We start from the raw sequence: 22,998 nt of genomic DNA on the forward strand, positions 1-22,998 counted from the left end.
AAAGGGACCGTCACAGGGGTGCTCTCACACGCGGATAGTCAGAGGGCAGCGCAAAGGGGCAGTGTAGCCGAGAAGGTACACCGCTCGCAACTCTAGCGCCGCAGTATGCATCACGTTGCCATGGAGCATCGCCCCTCAGCGCCTCTCAGTCAAGAGCGGACTTGGACTTTTCGCCCCCTGACCTGCAGTGAGGAAGGCCATAGTTTACTGGGGGGGCGACCCCCCAATCCCCCCGTTGCGAGCCGGTCGATCCTCACGTCACTCTGCGGGTTCTTGTGACCGTGCAGGTCCTTGGTGCCGCTCCGGTCGACCGGCTCGGCGGGCATGCGCGTTCCGCTCGCTGCGCTCGCTCCACGCGCCTGCCCGTGACCCCGGCTCAGGTTCGGGTCCAAGAGGGTTTTGTCGTGACCCGTCCAAGAGGGTGGGCAAGGGCTGAAATGTGCCGAGCGCCGGCCTCTGTGAGGTCGGCGCTCGGGATGGAGCAGGCGTCAGGGGGTCAGGAGAGGACGGTTAGCTCGGAGGCCAGCCACTTGCCGTCCACCTTCACCATCGTCATCTTGATGCGGAGCGGCTCGGGGAGGCGCTGCTGCTTGTCGTTCTTGGTGGCCGACGAGCGGTTCGCGTAGACGAGGGTCACGACCTTGTCGGGGGACGCGCTCACGACGCCGACCTTCATCACCGTCGTGTTGGAGACGGCCTGCTGCTGCACGGCGACGGTCTTGAGCTGCTGCGCGAGCTTGTCGTACTGCGTGTGCAGCTTGCCGGTGGTCGTCGCGGAGGCGGCCTTCAGGTCGGTGTCCAGGGTCTGGTAGTCGTACGACGACAGCTTCTGGGCCGCGCGGGTCGACGCGAACGTCGCCTCCTTGCTCGCCGTCTCCGTCGCCTTCTGGTCGTTGACCTTGAGCCACAGCGCGACGGTGCCGGCGCCCAGCGCGACCGTGAGGACGACCAGGACGGCGATGACCGTCGAGAGGCCGCCGAGCCGGGAGCGGCGGCGGGGCTCGTCGCCGTCCTTCGCCTTGGTGGTCTTCTTGAGGCTCAGGCGTTTGGACTTGGCCGGCTTCGCGTCCTCGTCCTCTTCGGCCTTCACGGGGGCGTCGGCGGCCTCCGGAGCCTCTGAGCCGCTCTCTGACGCGTCCTCGTCGTCGGGCGTGTCACCCGAAGCCTCCGGGGCATCTTCGGGCTTCTCCGAGGACGTGGGGGCCTCAGGCTCCTCGTCCTCGGGCTCCTCGCCCTCCTCTTCGGCCTCCTCGGCGGCTATCTGGGCCAGGCGCGCGGCCTCGCGGGCCTGCTCGGCCGCCTCCTCCGCGAGGCGGGCCGCCTCGGCGGCCTCCTCGGCCCTGGCCGCGCGCTCCTCGGCCTTCGCGGCGCGTTCCGCGGCGCGGGCGGCGCGCTCCTCCGCCTTGATCGTCACGGGACAACCTCCAGTCCGGACACGAGCCAGCGGCCGTCGACCTTCGTCAGGTCCATCTGGTACCGGTAGCCCTGCGGCGTGCCGTTCTTCACCTTGTCGTTCGTGACGGTCCCGGTGAGCGCCACCATCACCTCGGCGGAGTCGCCGTCGATGGAGACCAGCGCGGCGTCGACGTCAGTGACCGTCGACTTGGCCTTGGCCTTGGCGAGCTGCTGCATGAAGGCGTTCGACTGGCTGCCCAGCTTGTTCTTCAGGTCCCCGGTGGTGCCGGCCACGATGCGGTCGAGGTCCTTCTGGGCGGTGCTGACGTCCAGCGTCATCAGGTTGACGCCCATCTGGCGCGCCGACTGGGTCGCCTTGGCCTTCTGGTCGGCGTCGCCCTTGTTCTGCAGCGAGGTCATGCCGAGCCAGCCGGACGCGATGGCCAGGCCGACCACGACCACGCTCAGGGCGATCACGGTCACCAGGGGCAGGTTGCGCCTCATCGTGTCCCCCTCACTGGCTCAGCGGTCCGAGCAGGAGCCACTTCCACGAGGATTCCTCTCCCAACTGGCGTGTACCGGCGCTGCGCGGCATGACGTATCGCTTGCCATCGGGCCCGTAGACCGCACCCGTCGTTGGATCGTATCCAGCGAATTCGACTGAATCTGACGGATACGACAGGTAGAGGTTGCCGTTCGACAGCTGGCCGGTCGGTGCCGCGGCCGCGGCCTTGGTCCCGGTCTTCGCCTTGGTCTTGTTCTTGCTCTTGGCCTCCGACTTGCCCGTGCCGGAGGCACCGCCCTCGGGGAAGCCGGCGCCGTCGGTCGCGCCCGCCGGGACCTGCGGGAAGGGCGAGATGGCCTCGCGCGGGAAGTTGCGGGCGCCGCGCACGTCGCTGGGACTGTTGTGCGGGGCCTTGCAGCCGACGTCCAGGCGCGGCTTCTTCGGGGACGTGTCCTGCGGCCAGCGGTGCTTGGTCTTCTCGTAGCCGTCGGTGCAGGCCGGCGGCGAGTCGATGTTCAGGTCGAGGCCCAGGTGCTGGGTCCCGTCGCCGGGCGTGACGGTGAAGGCTCCCGCGACCGTCACCGGGTACAGGATGAACAGCGACTGCAGGCCCGCCTTGCGGGAGGCGATGATCTGGCCGGTGGTGGTGAGGTTCGCCAGGAGGACGGGCAGCGTCGGCGCCAGCTGGTTGATGGCCTTGTGCGTCTCGCTCACCGCGCCCGGCACGCTGTCGATGGTCTTGCGCAGCGCCGGGTCGTCGTTGCGGAGCGAGGTGGTGAGCTCGTTCAGGTTGCGGGCGAAACCCTGGATGTTGGCGGCCTGCCCGCGCTGGGTGTCCAGGACGGTCACGCTGTTGTCGAGCAGCTGCTTCGTGTCGGGGTAGGCCTGGTTCGCGGTCTTCAGCAGCCGGTCGGTGTCGTCCAGGATCGACTGGAGGTCCGAGGCGGAACCGGAGAACGCCTTGTCCAGCTCGTCCACGATGACGCCGAGGTCCTTGGTGTTGACCGAGCCGACGAGCGAGTCGACGTTGCGCAGCAGATCGGCGGTCGACACCGGCAGCGCGGTCTGGTTCCGCGGGATCGTGTACGGCTCGCCCTCGTCCAGGTACGGCCCGGTCTTCTTGGTGGGCTCCAGGTCGATGTACTGCTCGCCGACCGCCGACCGGTTCGCCACGATGGCCTTCGTGCCGTCGCGCGGGATGTGCTTCCCGCGCTCCATGAGGAGCTTGACGCGGATGCCGTCCTTGGTCAGTTCGATCGGGCCGACCCGTCCGACCGGGACGCCCCGGTAGGTGACCTCGGCGTTGGTGAACACGCCGCCGGAGTCGGTGAGGTCGACGTAGGCGGTGTACTGCTTGCCGAGCACGTCGCGGCCTAGCCCGATGTAGTTCACCGAGACGATCGCCACGCCCACGACGGTGATGACCGCGAAGGCGATCAGCTGGAAGATGACGCCGCGCTTGAGGATCACGAGAGGCCCCCCGTCAGCAGGGTCCGCAGACCGCCGTCACCGGACTCCGGGGCGAGCGCGCCTGGACGCCCCTGCTTGGCCGGCGTCTTCGCGGGAGTCGGTGTGGAGTTGCCGGGCAGTCCCGGCAGCCCGCCCTGCTGCCCGCTCTGCCCGGAGCCGCCCGGCAGCTGCGGCAGCACGCCGAGCGGCGAGTCCGGCAGTGTCACGTTCGGCACCTGCAGCATGCTCCGCATCTGCTTGCCGGTCCCGAGCAGCCCCTCCAGGTCGGTGCCGCCGAGCAGGTTCTGCGCGATGGACTCGAAGTCCAGATCGAGGGTCAGCCGCACGTTGCCGTAGTCGCCCTCGACGACGTTGTTGAACGTGGCCGGGAACGGGAAGGTGATCAGCGTCTCCAGCGACCGCGGCAGGTCCGAGCCGGCCTTGTTGAGGTTCCGCAGGATCTTGTCCAGGTCCTTGAGGTTGGCCAGCAGGTCGGCCTTGGATCTGTTGATCACGTTGGTGGTGGTGCGGCTGAGCTTGTTCAGCGCGACCAGCATCTTGGTGAGGTCGGCGCGGTTCTGGTCGAGGACGGTGATCGCGGGCCCCGTCTTGTCGATGGTGTCCTGGATCGTCTTGCGCTCGTCCGAGAGCTTGCCGGTCAGCCGGTCGATGCTGTCCAGCGCCCGGGTGATCGCGGCGCGGTTCTGGTCCAGCGTCCCGGCGAAGGTGTTGACCCGCTGCAGCACCGACCTGATCGTCGACTCGCGGCCGCCCATCGCGGCCTGCAGCTCGTGGCTGATCGTGGAGACCTGCTCCAGGCCGCCGCCGTTCAGCAGCAGCGACATCGCCGACAGCACCTCTTCGATCTCGGTGCCGCGGGACGTGCGGTTGAGCGGGATCAGGTCGTTGTTCGCCAGCTCCCCGGACGGCGCCTCGTTCTTCGGCGGCTCCAGCTGCACGAACTTCTCACCGAGCAGGCTGGTCTGGCCGACCTTCGCGATCGCGTTGTCGGGGAGCTTGACGTCCCCGCGGAACTTGACGGTGACGAGGGCGTGCCAGCCGCTCTGCGTGCCCGGCTCCCCGGCGAGCTCGATCTTCTCGACCTTGCCCACCGAGACGTCGTTGACCTTGACCGCGGACTGCGGGACGAGGTCCAGCACGTTCGCGAACTCGATCTTCACCGTCTTCGGGTGCGAGCCGAGGTCGGGGCCGCCGGGCAGCGGCAGCGACTCCACGCCGTTGAACGAGCAGCCGGACAGGGCCGTCACGCCCGCGAGCGCGGCGGCGCCGAGCAGCCGCGCGCGGCGGACGGGCCGCCGGGCGCGCCCGGTCCGGCTCATCGGCGTCCTGCTCATCGGCCACCTCCAGGCAGCAGCGCGGAGAGGTCCCCCGGCTTGCTCTGCGCACCGGACTTCGCGGTCTTGTTCGACTTGGCGCCCGACTTGCCCTGCCTGCCGGACGGGCCGTAGGCGTCCGGCGGGATCGGCACCGGGTCGTAGTGCGTGGTCAGCGCGGTGATCCAGGACAGGTCCAGGCTGAAGCCCGTCAGCGCCTTGCCGATGCCGTTGTAGGGCGTGACGAAGTCCAGGCACTCCTTGGCGGGCGTCCCGACCGAGTACGCCAGCGAGCAGATCCAGTCGGCCAGGTCGTGGAACTGGCGGAAGTTGTCGCGGGTGTGGATCGTGCCGCTGATCGGGTCGTAGGCGCGGGCGAGGTTGTTGATGGCGAGCGGGCCGGCGGTGAGGATCTCGGCCAGCGAGTCCTTCTCCTTCACCAGCACGCCGGTGATCTGGGCGAGCTGCCGGACGTTGGAGGCCAGGTCGGTGCGGTTGTCCTTGACGAACCGCTGCACGTTCCGCAGCGTCGGGGCCAGGGTGTTGAGGGCCGCGCTCAGCTCCTCCTTCTCCCCCGCGAGCTGCCCGGACACCCCGTTGAGGTGCCCGGAGAACGACTTGATCTGCTGGTCGTTCGCCTTCATCGCGGCGGTGATGATCCGCAGGTTCTTGATCGTGTCGGCCACGTCGCCGCGGTCGGTGCTCAGCGTGCTGAGCGCCTTGGAGGTGTCGGCGATCGTCTGCCGGATGTCGTCGCCCTGCCCGTTCAGGTTCGCGGCGCCGACCTGCAGCAGCCGCGACAATGACCCCTGCTCGCCGTTCGCGCCCGGCGCGTTGGCGCCCTGCGGGCCGAGCGCCTTGCTGAGGTCGTTCAGGCTGTCGCCGACCTCGTCGACCTCGACCGGGACCGCGGTGCGGTTGGTGCCCAGCGTCGCGTCGTTCGCGAGGACGGCGCCGCTCTTGTAGACGGGCGTGAGCTGGATGTACCGGTCGGCGACGAGCGTCTGGTTGATGATGACGGCCTGCGCGTTGGACGGCACCTTGTACTTGGCGTCGTACTCCAGCTCGACCTTGACCGAGTCGCCGACCGGCTGGACCTTGGTCACCTCGCCGACCGGGATGCCGAGGATGCGGACGTCCGCGCCCTTGTACAGGCCGACCGTCTTGGTGAAGTAGGCGGTCAGGTGGCGCTTCTCCGGCTCCTGGAGGACCAGCAGGAGCGCGGCCGCCAGCACTGCGACGGCGAGGATCGCGCCGCCGAGGCGGAGGATGGTCGCTGAGTTGCGCACGGAAACCTGCCTGCTCACGGGAGGAAGGGCAACGGGTTGTTGCTGTTGCCGGTCTTGCCGGTACCGGACGACCCGCCCTGCTTCTTGGTCGCGGTCCCGCCGCTCTTCGGGTCCTGAATCGAGGCGGGAATCGGGATGAGGTTCTGGATCCACGAGTCGAACCAGCGGCCGGTGCCGGTCACGTCGGAGAACTGCCGGGCGAACGGCGCGAACAGCTGGAGGATCCGGTCCAGGTTGCCCTGGTTCTTCAGCAGGATCTTGTTGACCTTCGCCAGGTTGTCCAGCATCGGGCCGAGCTGCTTCTGGTTCTCGCTGATCAGCGCGTTCACCTGCTGCGACAGCGTGACCGTGTTGATCAGCAGCTGGTGGATGACCGCGCGCCGCGCCTGCACCGCCTGGAGCACCTTGTCGCCGTCCTGGACGAGCTTGGCGAAGTCCTGGTTGCGGTCGGCGAGCAGCTTGGAGACGTCCTTGGCCTTCCCGGCCAGCTCGTGCAGCTCGTCGTCGCGGGACGCGACCGTGTTCGACAGCCGGCGCAGCCCCTGCAGCGACGCGCGCACCTCCTCCGGCGAGTTCTTGAACGTGTCCGACAGCACGTCGAACGACTTCGCGACCTGCTGGACGTCGATCGCGCCGACCCGCCGGCTCAGCTCGCTGATCGCGGGGACGACCTCGAACGGCGTGTGCGTCCGCTCGACCGGGATGTTGCGGCCGAGCCTGCCGGTGCCGCGCGGGGTGAGCGCCAGGTAGTGCGCGCCGAGAATCGTCTTGATCTTGATGCCGGCCTCGGTGCGCGCGCCGAGCTTCACGCCGTCGTCCACCCGGAAGGTGACCTTGACGTGGTCGCCGTCCAGGTCGAGGCCGGTGACCTTGCCGACCTTGACGCCCGCGATGCGGACCTCCTCGTCGGGCTTCAGCCCGGCGGCCTCCTTGAACGCGGCGGTGTGCGTGCTGCCGCCGGAGACGAACGGGATGTTCTCCAGGTTCATCGCCAGCACCAGCAGCACCACGATGATCGCGAACGCGGAGAGGCCGATGGGGACCGGGTTGCGCTCCCGGAACGGGATCCTCATCTACTTGCACCTCGCGTTCTCGTTCACGATCGCCGGCGTCTGGTAGACGGGGCCGCCCGGCAGCCGCACGCGCGCGTCGAGGCCGCAGATGTACATGTTGAACCAGGACCCGTAGGAGGAGATGTTCACGAGCCCCTCCAGGCGCTTCGGCGTCCGCTGCAGGCCCTTGTCGAGCTCCTTGCCGTTCGCGTCGAGCGTCCCGGTGAGCTTGGCCAGCCCCGCGATGTCGTTGCGGATGTCGGGGCGGGCGTCGGCCAGCAGGCTCTGCGTGGTGCCGGTCAGGTCGTTGATCGCCGAGACCGAGTCGAAGATCGCCCTGCGGTCGCCGGACACCCCGCTGACGAACCCGCGCAGGTCCGTGATCAGCCGGTTGACCTCGGTGTGCCGCTCGTCGATGGTGCCGAGCACGCTGTTCAGGTTGTCGATCACCCGGCCGATGACCTTGTCCCGGTCGGCGAGCGTGTTGGTCAGCGACGCCACGTGCGCGAGCAGGCTGTTGATCGTCCCGCCCTCGCCCTGCAGCACCTGGACGATCTGCATCGCGAGCGTGTTGACGTCCTTCGGCTCCAGCGCGCGGAACAGCGGCCGGAAGCCGTTGAACAGCGTCGTCAGGTCCAGCGCCGGCTTGGTCTGCGCGATCGGGATCGTCCCGCCGGGCTTCAGGTAGTCGTTGGCCTGCCCGGCGCCGTCGTTGAGCGAGAGGTACCGCTGCCCCATCAGGTTCCGGTAGCGGATCTGCGCCTGCGTGGACGACGGCAGCCCGTTCCTGAACACGCCGCCCTTCTGGACGCTGAACGTCACCTCGGCCTTGTCGCCCTTGTACAGCTCGACGTGCTCGATCTGGCCGACCCGGACGCCGGCGACGCGGACGTCGTCGTTGTCGAGCAGCCCGGTCACGTCCGAGAAGACCGCCTTGTAGGTCCGGGTGTCCCGGAACCGGATGTTGGAGATCGTCATCGCCAGCACGCCGGTGGCCACCGAGGTCACGACCACGAAGATCGCCAGCTTGATCGCCGCGCCCGTCGTCTTCACTTGACCGTCACCACCGATCCGTCGGTGAGCAGCGGCCCGAACATCAGCGCGGAGACGTCGGAGAGCTGGTCGGCGGGCGTGTGCGTCACCGGCCCGAGCACGTTCTTCAGCTTCTCCTTCTCGCTCATCGAGCCCGGGTCCACGAAGACGTTCGACAGCGCCCGGCCGCGGCCGCCGCCGTTCGGGTCATCGGGGTTCTTCCACCACAGGTCGTCCTGCGTCCCGTCCAGGGCCAGGTAGTCCGGCGAGGGGACCTTCGGGTTCGGCAGGCCGTAGCAGCGCGGGTTGCGCTGGTCCCTGGCCTCCGGCTTGTCGAGGGGGTACTTGTAGCCGGGCCGCGGCTTGACGATCTCGACCGTCAGGTTGAAGGTCTTCGACCCGTTCGCGCCGGCCACCCGCTCGGACTCCGGCTTGAGCTTCATCATCCCGGCGAACACGCACGGCAGCGACGGCGAGTACTTGGCGATCAGGTCCAGCCCGTCCCGGTTCGCGATGTTGAAGCCGATGATCTTCGGTCCGTTGTGCCGCATGAACACGTCGCCGTCCTGGGCGAGCGAGGTCGTCGCCGGGATCAGCTGCTCGATCGTGGCCTTCTTGTCGGTGATCGTCCGGCTGGTCACGTTGAGGTTGCGCAGCGTCTGCAGCAGGTCCGGCGCGGCCGCGTGGTAGATGTCGGAGACGTCCGCGAGCCCGTTGAGGTCGTGCACCAGCGTGCCGAGCTGCGGGTTGATCTTGCGCAGCAGTTCGTCGGCCTGCTCGATGTCGCGGCCGATCTGGTCGCCGCGGCCCTGCAGCGCCGTCGCGAGCGCGTTCAGCGTCGTGTTCAGCTCCGCCGGCTTCACCGCCTGCAGCAGCGGGAGCAGGTCGTCCAGCACCTTGTCGATCTCGACGGCCGTCTGCGAGCGGTCCTGCGGGATGACCTGGCCGGCGCGCAGCCCCAGCGTCCCGGCCTGCGCCGGGATCTGCAGGTCCACGTACTTCTCGCCGAACAGCGTCTTCGGCAGCAGCCGCGCCTGGACGTTGCGCGGGATCAGCTTCGCCTTGCCCGGGTCCAGCGCCAGGTGCAGCACCGCGCCGTCCGAGGTGGCGTCGGTGCCGCGCACCTCGCCGACGACCAGGCCGCGCACCTTCACATCGGAGTGCGGCAGCAGCTGGAGGCCGGCCCGCTCGGCCTTCACCGTCACCTCGGTGACCGGCGTGAACGCCTTGTTGTACAGCGCCACGGTCAGCGCCAGCAGCAGGGCGATCACGATGATCATCGAGATGCCCAGCACCCGGTAGCGCACGTGCGTGCTCATCGGCGTACCTCCTGTGGGGGGGCGACCCCCCACGCCCCCCGGTTCGCTCCGCTCATCGCCATCACCCCGCGATCCGGACGCCGGGACTGGTGCCCCAGATCGCCATGCCGAGCATCAGGTCCGCCACGTTGATCACCACGATGCTGGTGCGCACCGCGCGGCCCACCGCGACGCCGACGCCCGCCGGGCCGCCGGACGCGTGGTAGCCGTAGTAGCAGTGGATCAGCATCACCAGCACCGCGAAGATGATCACTTTGCCGAACGACCACAGGATGTCGTTCGGCGGCAGGAACAAATGGAAATAGTGGTCGTAGGTGCCGGTCGACTGCCCGTAGAACATCGTCACGATCACCCGCGTCGCGCCGTAGGAGGCGAGCAGGCCCACGATGTACAGCGGGACGACCGCGATCATCCCGGCCAGCATCCGGGTCGTGACGAGGAACGGCATCGACGGGACGGCCATGACCTCCAGCGCGTCGATCTCGTCGGAGATCCGCATCGCGCCGAGCTGCGCGGTGAACCCGCAGCCGACCGTCGCCGACAGCGCCAGCGCCGACACCAGCGGCGCGATCTCGCGGGTGTTGAAGTAGGACGCGACGAACCCGGTGAACGCGGCCGTGCCGATCTGGTTCAGCGACTCGTAGCCCTGCAGGCCGACCTGGCTGCCGGTGAAGAACGTCATGAAGCCGACGATCACCACCGAGCCGCCGATCACCGCGAGGCCGCCGGTGCCGAGGCTCACCTCCGCCAGCAGCCGCAGCACCTCGGTGCGGTACCGGCGCAGCACCCGGAACGTCCACGCGAACGCGCGGGCGTAGAACGAGAGCTGGTGGCCGAAGTCGTCCAGCCGCTGCAGCGGTGCGCTCGCGACCCTGCGGGCCGCCTTTCCCGTCTTTCCCGGGGCGGCCATCACATCCCCTTCGACGGGACGAACTGGAAGTACAGCGTCGAGATCAGGAAGTTCTCCAGGAACAGCAGCATGAACGTGATGACGACGGTCTGGTTGACCGCGTCGCCGACGCCCTTGGGCCCGCCCTTGGCGTTGAGGCCCTTGTACGCCGCGACCAGGCCGGCGGTGATGCCGAACACGAACGCCTTGAACTCGGCCTGCAGCAGGTCGGGCAGCTGCGCGATCGCGTTGAACGACGCCAGGTAGGCGCCGGGCGTGCCGCCCTGCAGCATGACGTTGAAGAAGTAGCCGCCCAGCAGGCCGACCACCGAGACGAGCCCGTTCAGGAAGAGGGCGACGAACGCGCAGGCGAACATCCGCGGCACGACCAGGCGGTGCAGCGGGTTGATGCCCAGCACCTCCATCGCGTCGATCTCCTCGCGGATCTTGCGGGAGCCGATGTCGGCGCACATCGCCGACCCGGCCGCGCCCGCGACCAGCAGCGAGGTGACCAGCGGGCTGGCCTCCCGGACGATCGCCACGACCGCGGTCGCGCCGGTGTAGGACTGCGCGCCGAGCTGCCGGATCAGCCCGCCGACCTGCAGCGACAGGACGCCGCCGAACGGGATGGCGACCAGCATGGTGGGGACGACGGTCACGCTGACGATGAACCAGGCCTGCTGGATGAACTCGCGCCACTGGAACGGCCACACGAAGCACGCCCGGCCGGTGTCCAGGCAAAGGGCGAAGAACCGTCCCGGCTCCCTGACGACCACGTTGGCCGCGCCGTCCCCGATCTTGCGGAACGTCGCGGAGCCGCCGTCGCCTTTCCTGCCCCCTCGCCGGCCCGCGCCGATGCCGGTTTCTGGAGCGGACATCAGTACCCAGCACCTCCAGGGCGGCCGGGGGGCGGGTTGCCGGGGAACTGCCCGCCCGGTCCGCCGGGCGGCGGAGCGCTGGGCGGCATACCGCCGGGAGGCGGGGCGGAGGCGGCGCCGACCGGCGTCAGGGACGCCACGTACCGCGGCCACTCCTCCACCCAGTTGCGGCCCAGGTCGTCGATGAACGAGCCGGGCGGCGGGGTGACGCCGTGCGCGGCGCACCACGCGCCGGGCGCGTGCATCCCGGTGCGCAGCATCCCGTCGCTCGCCATCTGCTGCGGCGGGATCGGCGGCAGCTTGCCGGAGTCGAGCCCCATCTTGGCCTCGGCCTCCAGTTCGGACTCGTCCTTCTCCTCGGACATGCCGATCGGGCCGACCTTGCTGGCGTTGAGGAACTGCCGGACGACCGGCTCCTCGCTGGACAGCAGCATCTCCCGGGGCCCGAACATCGCGAGGTGCCGCCGGTACAGGAGGCCGATGTTGTCGGGCACGGTCCGGGCGGTGTTGATGTCGTGGGTGACGATCAGGAACGTCGCGCCGATCTGCGCGTTGAGGTCGATGAAGACCTGGTTCAGGAACGAGGTGCGGACCGGGTCGAGGCCGGAGTCGGGCTCGTCCACCAGGAGGATCTCGGGGTCCAGGACCAGCGCGCGGGCCAGCCCGGCGCGCTTGCGCATACCGCCGGAGATCTCGCCGGGCAGCTTGTGCTCGCTGCCCAGCAGGCCGACCATGTCCATCTTCTCCATCACGATGCGCTTGACATCGGACTCGGACTTCTTGGTGTGCTCGCGGAGCGGGAAGGCGATGTTGTCGAAGAGGCTCATCGACCCGAACAGCGCGCCGTCCTGGAAGAGGACGCCGAACAGCTTGCGGGTCTCGTACAGGTCCCGCTCGGGCAGATAGGGAAGGTCGCGGTCACCGATCCAGATGTGCCCGCGGTCGGGCTTGAGTAGCCCCACGAGCGACTTCAGGAACACCGACTTGCCGGTGCCGGACGGGCCCAGGAGAACGGAGATCTCACCTGCGGGGATGGTCAGCGACACGTCCTGCCAGATCACCTGGCGGCCGAAGGATTTGGTCAGGCCCTCGACTCTGATCTCGACGCCCACTCGTCACCTTTCGTCCAGGCCGGGGGGAAGTCCCGAACCATGAGCGAGTAGCACTCAGGCTCTTTCTGTCGTCACGCCGCGTGTCCGCCGCGTTGCTACCGTCCGGTAGCCGTGACGGGTGCCACCACCGTAGCGGCCCCCCGTCCAAATGGAAGGGGTTCCGACCCAGATCAGCGGCTAAATGCGACGTCGTAAGACAATCGTTACTTACGGCGCCTATGAGACTAGTGGTCCAAGAAGCGGTCCCTCAAGCCGGGGCTCCCGGCCCGATGGCCGCGACCGGGCGGCACCACCGTCCCGCACGGGACGGAAGCGGCCGCCTGTGGCCACAGCGTCAGGACGGGACGCTACGCCGCGTTCCGAGACCGGCACAACCCGCCTCGGCGCACGGTTTTCCATGGGCGTTTGTCACCTCGGCACAGAAAACGGGCGGCCGGGAACGGTCTCCTTCACGGTCCACGACAAGCCCGCCGCCGCACCCAAAGCAAAGGAGGCGGCCGCCCCGACCGGGGCGACCGCCTCCTTGGCGAGCGGTGGAGCCGCGCGGGCTCCGGAGCTCTGGAGGAGTCCTACTTGACGGTGACCGACGCGCCGGCCTTCTCCAGGGCCTCCTTGGCCTTGTCGGCCGCTTCCTTGTTGACCTTCTCCAGCAGCGCCTTCGGCGCGCCGTCGACCAGGTCCTTGGCCTCCTTGAGGCCGAGGCTCGTCAGGGCGCGAACCTCCTTGATGACCTGGATCTTCTTGTCGCCGGCACCCTCGAGGATGACGTCGAACTCGTCCTGGGCGGCCTCCTCCTCGCCACCGCCGGCCGGGACGCCCGGGACGGCGGCGACGGCCGCGACGGGGGCGGCGGCCTTGACGTCGAAGACGTCCTCGAACTGCTTCACGAACTCCGACAGCTCAAGAAGGGTCATCTCCTTGAAGGCGTCGAGCAGGTCGTCGGTGCTGAGCTTCGCCATGATGTTTCCTCCGCTATGGCTTGAAATCTCGGGTGGTACGGAACCGCGGGTGGGTGCCTACTCGGCGGCTGCCTCGGCGGCCGGCGCCTCGGCGGTCGCGCCCTCGGACTCGCGCTTGGCGCGCAGCGCCTCGGCGAGCTGGGCCGCCTGCGTCGGCAGGGCGTTGAACAGCGCGGCGGCGTTCGCCATCGAGCCCTTCATCGCACCGGCCAGCTTCGCGAGGAGAACCTCGCGGGACTCGAGGTCCGCGAGCTTGGCGACCTCGGCCGCGTCCATCGACTGACCGTCGATGAAGCCGGCCTTGATCACCAGCATCGGGTTCGCCTTGGCGAAGTCACGCAGCCCCTTGGCCGCCTCGACCACGTCGCCCCGGACGAACGCGATGGCCGACGGGCCTTCGAGCAGCTCACGGAACCGCTCGTCGACACCGGCCTCGTTCGCGGCGCGCTTGGTCAGCGTGTTCTTCACCACGCGGAACCGCGCGGTCTCGCCGAGGTTGTCGCGCAGCTCCTTGACCTGCGCGACGGAAAGCCCGCGGTACTCGGTCAGCACGGCGCCGTTGGAGCTCTCGAACTCGTTCTTGAGCTCGGCGATCGCCGCGTCCTTGTGGGCCTTGGCCATGGCCCTCCTTCCGATTACCTGGGTGGTCCGATCCGCGCCGCATCCCATGACGGGACGTGGACGCCGATCCACCAAAAAACGCCCCGGCGCAGGCGCACGGGGCGTCCAGGCAAGGCACGGAGGCCATGCGGGAAGCTCTCGTCTCACCTACGCAGGCCGCCCGAGCAAGTGTCGGGTCCTTCGGTCACCCCGTGAGGAGTGACGACCGGCGGTCTTCGGCATCGAACAGAATACGTGCGCCGCGCGGGTTGGCCAAATCGAATAAAGACGAGGGACCGCTCCCCGGGCGGGGTGCGGTCCCTCGGCCGTGCTCGTGCGCGGTCAGCTGCCAGGGATGCCGGCGCCGGCGCCGGTGCCGATCTTGCCCAGCAGGTCGCCGAAGTCCGAGACCTGGCTCGCGGGCGGCTCGGTGATGTCCACCGGCTTGCCGAAGTCGTGGTACTTCATCGTCATCGTCATGTTCTGGCTCGCCGACTCCAGCGACTTCATCGTCATCTGGCGCGGCAGCTGCTGCCCGTCCACCCAGAGGTCGAAGTGCATCGCCTCCATGCCGGTGGAGGACGCGTTCTTGCGGTACGCCTCCTGCATCTCCGGGGAGAGCTTGGCGATCGCGTCCTCCATCCGGTACGTGCCGGTGTAGTGGGTCGTCTCGACGCCGTCGATGGTCTCCTTGCCGACCTCGCGCGCGTCCTTGGACGCCGTCAGCATCTTGGTGTTCTGGACCGGGTCCATCTGCCGGGACTGCTGGAGCAGCTGGTCGATGTTCATGCCGGACTTGGCGCCGATCTCGTCCAGCGAGATCTTCATCCACGGCTTGCCGGTACCGCCGGTGAGCTGGCTCAGCATGCCCATCTTGATGTACATGTTCCGGCCGACCAGGCGCTGCTCCATGGCGCCGATCGACTTGCCGCCGGCCGACATGTCGGCGAAGTTCATGCTGTAGGCGAGGTCGGGCTTGGTGCGGTACTGCATCGTGCCGTTCGCCGACACGTCGCCGGTGGGCCCGCTGCCGCCGGTCATCTGCATGTTCAGGTCGGCCTTGAAGGAGTCGGTCTGGCCGGTCTTCTCGGCGGCCTTGCCGAGCACCTGCGCGGCCGACAGCTTGAGCCCCTTGCCGGCCTCGTCCACCGTCTTCCCGGGGTCCCCGAAACATCCGGTCAGCGAGAGGGCGAGGCCGGTGGCCAGCGCCGCGCCTGCGGCGAAACGACGGATCATCCTGCGGATCTCCTTGTTCTCACATACGGCCGGCTAATGGGGCCGAACGGTACATCAGACGCAAAGAGCACCGCAGAGGTTCACGGTTCTCAGTTGCCGCCGAGAAGGTTGCCGAGCGTCAGCTCGCCGACCTGGTCGGACGGCGGCGGGTTCACGCCGAAGGACTTGCCGTAGTCGCTGTAGAGGACGGTCACCGTGCCGTTCTCGCCCTGCGAGCCGGTCGCCTTGGACACGAGCTTGCGCGGCAGGTTGTCGCCGTCCGTCCACAGATCGAAGTTGATCTTGCCGTTGGCGCGGTCCTTCGGCAGCCACTTCTCGACCTTCTGGCGCGCCTGCGCGTCCAGCTGCTTCAGCGCGTCGTCGACCGTGACCGTCCCGGTGTAGTGCGTCGTCTTCACGCCGTCGACCGTCTCGGTGCCGACGCGGCGGGCGTCCTTGGAACCGGTGAACATCTTGGTCTGCTCGGCCGGGTCGACCTTCTGCACCTGGCCGACCAGGCTCTGCACGTCGAACCCGGTGCGCTGCGCCACCTGGTTCACGTCGATCTTCACCCACTGCTTGCCGCCGCTCACGAAGCGGGCCAGCTGCGGGACCTTCGCGTACAGCGTGTTGTCCTTGAAGATCGCCTGGCCCTTGGCGCCCGGGACGGTCTGCCCGTTCTTGCTGAACTCGTCCAGCTTCGCGCTGAACTGCAGCGAGGGACGCAGCCGGAACTGCCCGTCGGCGTGCACCTTGCCGCCGCCGTCGCCGGTGCCCGTCACCGTCAGGTCGGCCTTGAACGTGTCGGTCTTACCGGTCTTCTCGGACGCCTTCAGCAGCGCCTGGTTCGCGCTGAGCTTCATGTTGCCGGAGTCCCCCGACCCGTCCCCGTTGCATCCGGACAGGAGGAGAGCGGCGCCCACGGCGGTGCCTCCGGCCGCCACCACGAGTCGTCGGTTCATGAGGGTTGAGCCTCCCTAGTCGCCCTGCTGGTGTTCCCAGTCTCCTCAGGCGCTAACGGCGCTGCATCCCCCGGTGGTACGAACGGCCCGCCCGCCGGTACGACCAACGGCGTACTCGCCCGATGGCCGTTCGGCGGGGCGGATCACACGGTGTCAGCGGTAGGAACCGAAGGTCATCGAGCCCGCGAGCCGCGCGCCGGGCGCCTGCGCGCTCAGCGTGATCGAGGCCGGGCGGGCCTGGCTGTCGGCCAGCAGGTCGAGCCCGCAGCCGGCGCTGTCCGGGATCCACTTGCGGATCGCGGCCGCCGCGTCCTGCGGCAGCAGCGCGTACACGCCGCCCATGAGCGCCTGCGCGGTGAAGCGCGTCTTACCGGACGCGTCCGGCTCGCTCGCGGTCATGCCGGGCAGCGTCCCGATCATGAAGGTGAACTGCCGCGGGTCGGAGCCGTCCTGCAGCGTGCCCAGCTGTGCCGCGGTCAGCGTGGACTGCGTCCACTTCGCGCCGTCGAACCCCTTGAGGACGTTCCCCTGCACGATCACCTTCTGGGTGATCTTGCTCAGCTCGCCGCCCCGCATCGTCCGGGTCACGCCGACGGCGTTCATCGCGAACTTCGGCCACAGGGTGAACGCGGCCGTCTCGCTGGCCTGCTTGTAGTCGCCGTCCGTCCCGACCGTGACCTTCATATCGGTCTTGCGGGTGAAGGCGTGCAGGCTGGGACCGGGCTGCGGCGGCGCCGTGGGCAGGCCGTGCGCGGCCGCCTGGTTCGCCGAGCCGGGGGTGCCCGGCCGCGCGCCCGCTCCCGGGCCCTTCCCCGGCGCGCCGGACGCGCCGGGCGTGACCGTGCCGGACGCCGTGCCGTTCGGGTTCGCGGGGTCCTGCTGGGCCATGGCCGCGGCGGGCGGCAGCGCGTCCTCGCCCTTCGGGGAGCCGCCCCCGACCTTGACCACCATCAGGATCGCCGTGGGCACGACGGCCACCGCGGTCACGGCGGAGATGGCGATGGCCCGGTCGGTTCGACGCTTCACCCGGGCAATTCAACACCAAGTTCCTCATTGGTAACAAAACAATCAGATACCGGATTGTCCGATTCCGGACCGTCGTTCGTGTATCCGGCGCGGAGCGTGGCTTTCCGGATCTTGCCGGTGGCGGTGCGCGGCAGCGCGCCGGCGTACTCGATGCGGCGCGGGGTCTTGAAGCCGGCGAGCCTCGCCCGGCAGGCCGCCCTCAGGTCGTCCTCGCTCGGCCTGGCACCGTCCGGGACGATGACCGCGCAGACCGTCTGGCCCCAGCGCGGATCGGGCAGGCCGATCACGGCGACCTCGCCGACGCCCGGGACCGTGCGCAGGACATCCTCCACCTCGCGCGACGACACGTTCTCGCCGCCGGTGATGATCACGTCCTTGACCCGGTCGACGAGGTGGAGGTAGCCGTCCGCGTCGATCCGGCCGGCGTCGCCGGTGCGGAACCAGCCGCCGGTGAGCGACTCGGCCGTGGCCTCCGGGTCTTCCCAGTAGCCGTCCGCGACCTGCGCGCTTTTGACGATGACCTCGCCCGTCCCGCCGGGCGGGCGCCGCGTCCCGTCCGCGGCGACCACGGCGATCTCGACGCCTTCGGGGGGACGGCCCGCCGACGCCGCCAGCTCCGGCCTCGTGGTGATCGCGGCGCGGTGGTCCGCGGGAGACAGGAACGTCGCATTGCCGGACAGCTCGGTCATGCCGTAGCCCTGGTTGAGGCCGCAGCCGAGCATCTCGTCCGTGCGGCGCAGGAGGGGGACGGGGATGGGCGCCGAACCGTAGCCGATCATCCGGAGGCTGCCGCGGAGCGTGTCCAGCGCCTCTGGGGCGTCACTCAGGTGTGCGAGCAGGTCCTCCAGCATCGTCGGGGCCAGCGACAGGTTCGTGACGCCATGCCTGCGCGCCGCCTCGACGAGGGCGGACGGGGTGTAGCGGCGCATGACGACGGCATGCCGCCCGTACAGGTGATGGAGCAAGACCTGGTAGCCCGCCACATGGCACAGCGGGAACGGCGTACAGAACACGTCACCCTGTTGGACGGGACGCCCCGAAGCCGTGACCCTGATTCCCGCCAGCAGGCTCCGGTGCGTGAGCCGCACCCCTTTGGGACGGCCGGTCGTCCCGCTCGTGAACATCAGCCAGGCGACATCCGCCGGGTCGGATTCGGCTTCCCGTTCCGGGGGCGGGGCGTCCGAGGGCAGGCCGGCGATGTCGTGAAGGGGAGGCAGGTCCCCCTCCGCCGCGAGCCGGTCGAGGAGGTCGGGCTCGCCGAGGACGAGTTCGGCACCGCAGCGGACGATCTGCTCCGCCCACTCGCGCGCGTGCAGCCGCTGGTTGAGCGGGACGAGGATCCGTCCGTCACGCGGAACCCCGTAGTACGCCGCCACGTACTCAAGCCGGTTGTGCGCCAGCAGCGCCACCCGCGCTCCGGGCGAGCAGCGTGCCGAGAGAAAGGCGCTCAGGGCGTCCGCCCGTGCGCGGAGCTCCTGGAAGGACCACGTTGTGCCGTCCACCGAGAGAGCCGGAGCATCGGGCGTCGCCTCAGCGGCGGCGTCGAGCACGTCATAGAGCCGGTGGACGTCGGTCATGCGACGAATCTAACGACGGCGCCCGCGGCTCGCCGATGCCGTCCCGGTGAACGCGACCCGGAAAAGCGCAGGGCGCCCCCGGTCGAACCAGGAGCGCCCCGCGCTATGACGTACGACGACGCCGCGCTCGATCAGGCCTCTTCGAACTCCGCGCCGAGGTTGCGGACCGCGTTCGGGTCCACCGGGATGCTCGGGCCCATCGACGTGGTCAGCACCGCCTTCTTGACGTACCGGCCCTTCGCCGCGGACGGCTTGAGCCGCTGGATCTCGTCGACGGCGGCGGCGTAGTTCTCCACCAGCTGGCGCTCCTCGAAGGACGCCTTGCCGATGATGAAGTGCAGGTTCGCGTGCCGGTCCACCCGGAACTCGATCTTGCCGCCCTTGATGTCGGTCACGGCCTTCGCCACGTCCATGGTGACGGTGCCGGTCTTCGGGTTCGGCATCAGGCCGCGCGGGCCGAGCACCCGGCCGAGGCGTCCGACCTTGCCCATCTGGTCCGGCGTCGCGACGACGGCGTCGAACTCCAGGAAGCCCTTCTGGATCCGCTCGATCATGTCGTCCGAGCCGACCAGGTCGGCGCCCGCCGCCTCGGCCTCCTGCGCCTTGGCGCCGACGGCGAAGACGAGCACGCGGGCGGTCTTGCCGGTGCCGTGCGGCAGGTTGACCGTGCCGCGGACCATCTGGTCGGCCTTGCGCGGGTCGACGCCCAGCCGCAGGGCGACCTCGATGGTCGCGTCGAACTTGGTGACCGCGGTCTCCTTGGCGAGCTGCACGGCCTCGGACGGGCTGTACAGCCGCTCCCGGTCGATCTTCTCCGCCGCGGCGCGGTAGCTCTTGCTGCGCTTCATGCGTGTTCCTCCAGTGGAACGCGTGGTGCGGGCCGGCGCCGGCCCTTCCACAGATATGCCTTGCCAGATATGGGTTACGTGCTACTTGACGTCGATGCCCATGGACCGGGCGGTGCCGGCGACGATCTTCTCGGCGGCGTCCAGGTCCTTGGCGTTGAGGTCGGGCATCTTGGTCGTCGCGATCTCGCGGACCTGGTCGCGGGTGACCGAGCCGACCTTGGTCTTGTGCGGCTCGCCGCTGCCCTTCTCCACGCCCGCGGCCTTCAGGATGAGCTGCGCGGCCGGCGGCGTCTTGGTGACGAAGCTGAACGACCGGTCCTCGTAGATGGTGATCTCTACGGGGATGACGTTGCCGCGCTGGGCCTCCGTGGCAGCGTTGTACTGCTTGCAGAAGTCCATGATGTTGACGCCGTGCGGACCGAGCGCGGTACCCACCGGCGGCGCCGGCGTGGCCGCACCGGCCTGAAGCTGCACCTTGACGAGCGCGGCGATCTTCTTCTTCGGAGGCATGTGAACCCCTTTGTCCCATTTATCGGTGGTTCCGACTCCCGGTCATCCGGGCAACACGGCGGTGGGACGCATCCACCGTGTAGGAACCGCTAGGAAACTCGCGTCAGATCTTGGAGACCTGGTTGAAAGAAAGCTCGACCGGGGTTTCGCGGCCGAAGATCGAGACCAGCACCTTGAGCTTCTGCTGTTCGGCGTTGATCTCGTTGACCGAGGCCGGGAGGGTGGCGAACGGGCCGTCCATGACGGTGACGGACTCGCCGACCTCGAAGTCGACGGTGGGCGACGCCTTCGCCTGCTCCTTGGCGGTCTTGGCGGCACCTTCCTCCGGCTCGGGGGCCAGCAGGTTGGCGACCTCGTCGAGGCTCAGCGGGGACGGCTTGTTCAGGAGGCCGACGAAGCCGGTGACGCCAGGCGTGTTGCGGACCGCGGCCCACGACTCGTCGGTCAGCTCCATCCGGACGAGGATGTAGCCCGGCAGGACCTTCTCGTTGACCTTCTGCCGCTTGCCCTGCTTGATCTCGGTCACCTCGTGCTGCGGGACCTCGATCTGGAAGATGAAGTCCTCCATGTTGAGGGTCTGCGTCCGGGTCTCGATGTTGGTCTTGACCCGGTTCTCGTAGCCCGCGTAGGAGTGCACGACGTACCAGTCGCCCGGCTGGAGGCGGAGCTGCATCTTGAACTCGGCGTAGGGGTCGACCGGCGGCCCGGCGGGCTCCTCGTCGCCGTCCTGCTCGTCCTCGTCCTGCTCGGCGGACTCGTCGCCCTCGGCCTGCTCCTCGCCCTCGACGGACTCGGCTAGCTCGGCGGCCTCGGGACCGGGAGCCTCGGCGCCCTCGTCCTCCAGCTTCGCGTCCGCCGGCTCGGCGTCGCCTGCGGAGACGACCTCCTCGGCCGTCTCCTCGGCGGGCTCGGCCGCCTGGTCGGCCGCAGCAGCCGCAGCGGACTGGGCCTCTTCAACGGCCTCGTCGTAGGGCTGTGAGGGCTCGGACACGGTGACTCTTCTCTCGGTTCGCGGTGATGGACTTGCGATGGTACGGCGGTCTCCCGGCGCGTGGCTCAGGGCCGCGCGGCGTCAGCCGAAGAGCTCGTAGATGCCCTTTTGCAGCCCGTAGTCGACGCCGGACACGATCGCGACCATGACCAGCACGAACGCCAGCGAGACGGTCGTGTAGGTGACCAGCTCCCGGCGCGTCGGCCAGATGACCTTGCGCAGCTCGGCGAGGACCTGGCGCACGAAGAGCGCGGGCGAGGTCCGCCTGGAGGTGGACTTCTTCTTGCCCTTGCCCTCGTCCTTGGCCTCGGGCTCGTCGCGAGTCTCAGTCGCCATGTGCCGCCGTTCACCTCATAGGTCGTGATCCAACCACCCTGTGGTTGCCGCGCGGTCCCGTGCCGCGGAGTGTCACGGCGCCGCCGTGGGGCGGCCGGGACGGGTGCGCGCACCGCACCTCGCAGGGCAGGAGGGACTCGAACCCCCAACCGCCGGTTTTGGAGACCGGAGCTCTACCAATTGAGCCACTGCCCTTCAAATCTCCGGCTAAGGAGAAACCCGACCATGGGATCGGGGTGGTGCCGCGTCCCAGCTTACGGCCTCATGAAGGTGCCCGTGTGCGGACAGGCTCGTATACCGGTGACGCGTCACTTGGTGGGTGAGTCTACGTGCCGGAGGGGCCCGCGTCGAACCGATACGGCGAGATCGTCCGGGCGCCGGCGGCGATGGCCGTCCCACCGGCCCGGATATATGGCTCGGGTCCGGCGGGACGATCTGTAACGATGGGGGCATGAGCACTGAGCGTCCTCGCATCTCCAAGCGCATCGCCGCGATATCCGAGTCCGCCACGCTGGCCGTCGACGCCAAGGCCAAGGCGCTGAAGGCGGCGGGCCGCCCGGTCATCGGGTTCGGCGCGGGCGAGCCCGACTTCCCGACGCCCGGCTACATCGTCGAGGCGGCGGTGACCGCGTGCGGGGTACCGCGCTTCCACAAGTACACGCCGGCCGGCGGGCTGCCCGAGCTGCGGTCCGCGATCGCCGAGAAGACCGCGCGCGACTCCGGCCACCGGGTCGAGGCGAACCAGGTCCTGGTGACCAACGGCGGCAAGCAGGCCGTGTACGAGGCGTTCGCGGCGCTGCTCGACCCGGGCGACGAGGTGCTCGTCCCGACGCCGTACTGGACGACCTACCCCGAGTCGATCAAGCTGGCGGGCGGCGTGCCCGTGGACGTCGTCGCCGACGAGACCACCGGCTACAAGGTGAGCGTCGAGCAGCTGGAGGCGGCCCGCACCGACCGGACGAAGGTGCTGCTGTTCGTCTCCCCGTCCAACCCGACCGGCGCCGTGTACTCGCGCGACGAGATCGAGGCCATCGGGCGCTGGGCCGACGGGCACGGCCTCTGGGTCATCACCGACGAGATCTACGAGCACCTGGTGTACGGCGGCGCCGAGTTCCACTCGATGCCCGTCGTGGTGCCGGAGCTCGCCGACCGGACGCTCGTCCTGAACGGCGTGGCCAAGACGTACGCGATGACCGGCTGGCGGGTGGGCTGGATGGTCGGCCCCGCGGACGTGGTGAAGGCCGCGCAGAACATGCAGTCGCACGCGACGTCCAACGTGGCGAACGTGTCCCAGGCGGCGGCGCTCGCCGCGGTGACCGGCGACCTGTCGGCGGTCGCGGAGATGCGCAAGGCGTTCGACCGGCGCCGCCAGACGATCGTGAAGATGCTGAACGAGATCCCCGGCATGGTGTGCCCCGAGCCGGAGGGCGCGTTCTACGCCTACCCGTCGGTAAAGGCGCTGCTGGGCAAGGAGCTGCGCGGCAGGCGGCCGGAGACGTCGGTGGAGCTGGCGTCGCTGATCCTGGAGGAGGCCGAGGTCGCGCTGGTGCCGGGCGAGGCGTTCGGCACGCCGGGCTACTTCCGCCTCTCCTACGCGCTGGGCGACGACGACCTCGTCGAGGGCGTGTCGCGGGTCGCGAAGCTGCTCGCCGAGGCGAGCTGACCACACGAACCGACCGTACGCAGACGACGAACCGGCCCCGGGTGCACACGCCCCGGG

The 22,998-nt window shown here is 69.2% G+C and carries 22 protein-coding genes and 1 tRNA gene; 1 reads left to right on the forward strand and 22 read right to left on the reverse strand.

What is annotated here, in order from left to right; all coding sequences use genetic code 11:
• Positions 1–496 precede the first annotated feature (496 nt).
• From E1293_RS11270 to E1293_RS11375, 22 genes are all read right to left on the reverse strand, one after another.
• Positions 497–1,414: a hypothetical protein gene (locus tag E1293_RS11270; RefSeq protein WP_132196705.1), complete on the reverse strand. Its 918-nt coding sequence runs from the start codon at positions 1,412–1,414 to the stop codon at positions 497–499.
• Positions 1,411–1,899, reverse strand: coding sequence for a nuclear transport factor 2 family protein (locus E1293_RS11275; RefSeq protein WP_132196707.1), 489 nt, complete (start codon positions 1,897–1,899; stop codon positions 1,411–1,413). The genes E1293_RS11270 and E1293_RS11275 overlap by 4 nt, the downstream gene beginning before the upstream one ends.
• Positions 1,900–1,909: 10 nt before the next feature.
• Positions 1,910–3,370 (reverse strand): MCE family protein, encoded by a 1,461-nt coding sequence (locus tag E1293_RS11280; RefSeq protein ID WP_132196709.1) that lies wholly within the window; start codon positions 3,368–3,370, stop codon positions 1,910–1,912.
• Entirely contained in the window at positions 3,367–4,704 is a 1,338-nt protein-coding gene (locus E1293_RS11285) for an MCE family protein (RefSeq protein ID WP_243716160.1), read from the reverse strand. The genes E1293_RS11280 and E1293_RS11285 overlap by 4 nt, the downstream gene beginning before the upstream one ends.
• Positions 4,701–5,972, reverse strand: coding sequence for an MCE family protein (locus tag E1293_RS11290; RefSeq protein WP_243716161.1), 1,272 nt, complete (start codon positions 5,970–5,972; stop codon positions 4,701–4,703). The genes E1293_RS11285 and E1293_RS11290 overlap by 4 nt, the downstream gene beginning before the upstream one ends.
• Before the next feature lie 14 nt (positions 5,973–5,986).
• Positions 5,987–7,045, reverse strand: coding sequence for an MCE family protein (locus E1293_RS11295; protein ID WP_132196713.1), 1,059 nt, complete (start codon positions 7,043–7,045; stop codon positions 5,987–5,989).
• Positions 7,046–8,077 (reverse strand): MCE family protein, encoded by a 1,032-nt coding sequence (locus tag E1293_RS11300; RefSeq protein WP_132196715.1) that lies wholly within the window; start codon positions 8,075–8,077, stop codon positions 7,046–7,048.
• Entirely contained in the window at positions 8,074–9,375 is a 1,302-nt protein-coding gene (locus E1293_RS11305) for an MCE family protein (RefSeq protein WP_132196717.1), read from the reverse strand. Before E1293_RS11305 ends, E1293_RS11300 begins: the two co-directional genes overlap by 4 nt.
• Before the next feature lie 61 nt (positions 9,376–9,436).
• Entirely contained in the window at positions 9,437–10,285 is an 849-nt protein-coding gene (locus E1293_RS11310; RefSeq protein ID WP_132196719.1) for an MlaE family ABC transporter permease, read from the reverse strand.
• The gene (locus E1293_RS11315) at positions 10,285–11,142 is read right to left on the reverse strand and encodes an MlaE family ABC transporter permease (RefSeq protein WP_132196721.1); all 858 of its coding nucleotides are present in this window, start codon (positions 11,140–11,142) and stop codon (positions 10,285–10,287) included. Before E1293_RS11315 ends, E1293_RS11310 begins: the two co-directional genes overlap by 1 nt.
• Entirely contained in the window at positions 11,142–12,254 is a 1,113-nt protein-coding gene (locus tag E1293_RS11320; RefSeq protein ID WP_132196723.1) for an ABC transporter ATP-binding protein, read from the reverse strand. The genes E1293_RS11315 and E1293_RS11320 overlap by 1 nt, the downstream gene beginning before the upstream one ends.
• 569 nt (positions 12,255–12,823) lie before the next feature.
• Positions 12,824–13,213 carry a 50S ribosomal protein L7/L12 gene (gene rplL / locus E1293_RS11325; protein ID WP_132196725.1) on the reverse strand — a complete coding sequence of 130 codons (390 nt, stop codon included), beginning with the start codon at positions 13,211–13,213 and terminating at the stop codon, positions 12,824–12,826.
• A 57-nt stretch (positions 13,214–13,270) separates the two neighbouring features.
• Entirely contained in the window at positions 13,271–13,834 is a 564-nt protein-coding gene (rplJ, locus tag E1293_RS11330; protein ID WP_132196727.1) for a 50S ribosomal protein L10, read from the reverse strand.
• A gap of 321 nt (positions 13,835–14,155) precedes the next feature.
• Positions 14,156–15,049 (reverse strand): SCO4651 family lipoprotein, encoded by an 894-nt coding sequence (locus E1293_RS11335; RefSeq protein ID WP_132196729.1) that lies wholly within the window; start codon positions 15,047–15,049, stop codon positions 14,156–14,158.
• An 89-nt stretch (positions 15,050–15,138) separates the two neighbouring features.
• Positions 15,139–15,990, reverse strand: a complete 852-nt coding sequence (locus tag E1293_RS11340; RefSeq protein WP_243716162.1) for an SCO4651 family lipoprotein — start codon at positions 15,988–15,990, stop codon at positions 15,139–15,141.
• Between the two features lie 153 nt (positions 15,991–16,143).
• Complete coding sequence (locus tag E1293_RS11345; RefSeq protein WP_132196731.1) at positions 16,144–17,016, reverse strand: hypothetical protein; 873 nt, start codon at positions 17,014–17,016, stop codon at positions 16,144–16,146.
• Entirely contained in the window at positions 17,013–18,593 is a 1,581-nt protein-coding gene (locus tag E1293_RS11350; RefSeq protein ID WP_132196733.1) for a class I adenylate-forming enzyme family protein, read from the reverse strand. Before E1293_RS11350 ends, E1293_RS11345 begins: the two co-directional genes overlap by 4 nt.
• Positions 18,594–18,724: 131 nt before the next feature.
• Complete coding sequence (gene rplA, locus E1293_RS11355; protein ID WP_132196735.1) at positions 18,725–19,441, reverse strand: 50S ribosomal protein L1; 717 nt, start codon at positions 19,439–19,441, stop codon at positions 18,725–18,727.
• A gap of 81 nt (positions 19,442–19,522) precedes the next feature.
• Positions 19,523–19,951 carry a 50S ribosomal protein L11 gene (gene rplK / locus E1293_RS11360; protein WP_132196737.1) on the reverse strand — a complete coding sequence of 143 codons (429 nt, stop codon included), beginning with the start codon at positions 19,949–19,951 and terminating at the stop codon, positions 19,523–19,525.
• A 103-nt stretch (positions 19,952–20,054) separates the two neighbouring features.
• A complete protein-coding gene (nusG, locus tag E1293_RS11365; protein WP_207938786.1) occupies positions 20,055–20,942 on the reverse strand; it encodes a transcription termination/antitermination protein NusG in 888 nt (295 codons plus the stop codon).
• 81 nt (positions 20,943–21,023) lie between these two features.
• Positions 21,024–21,278 carry a preprotein translocase subunit SecE gene (secE, locus tag E1293_RS11370; protein ID WP_132196739.1) on the reverse strand — a complete coding sequence of 85 codons (255 nt, stop codon included), beginning with the start codon at positions 21,276–21,278 and terminating at the stop codon, positions 21,024–21,026.
• Positions 21,279–21,400: 122 nt separating this feature from the next.
• A tRNA-Trp gene (locus E1293_RS11375) sits at positions 21,401–21,473 on the reverse strand.
• A gap of 256 nt (positions 21,474–21,729) precedes the next feature.
• On the opposite strand from E1293_RS11375, the gene E1293_RS11380 reads away from it, so the two are divergent.
• Complete coding sequence (locus tag E1293_RS11380) at positions 21,730–22,941, forward strand: pyridoxal phosphate-dependent aminotransferase (RefSeq protein WP_132196741.1); 1,212 nt, start codon at positions 21,730–21,732, stop codon at positions 22,939–22,941.
• The last annotated feature ends 57 nt before the right edge of the window (positions 22,942–22,998 follow it).

Source organism: Actinomadura darangshiensis (assembly GCF_004349235.1).
Classification (GTDB): domain Bacteria; phylum Actinomycetota; class Actinomycetes; order Streptosporangiales; family Streptosporangiaceae; genus Spirillospora; species Spirillospora darangshiensis.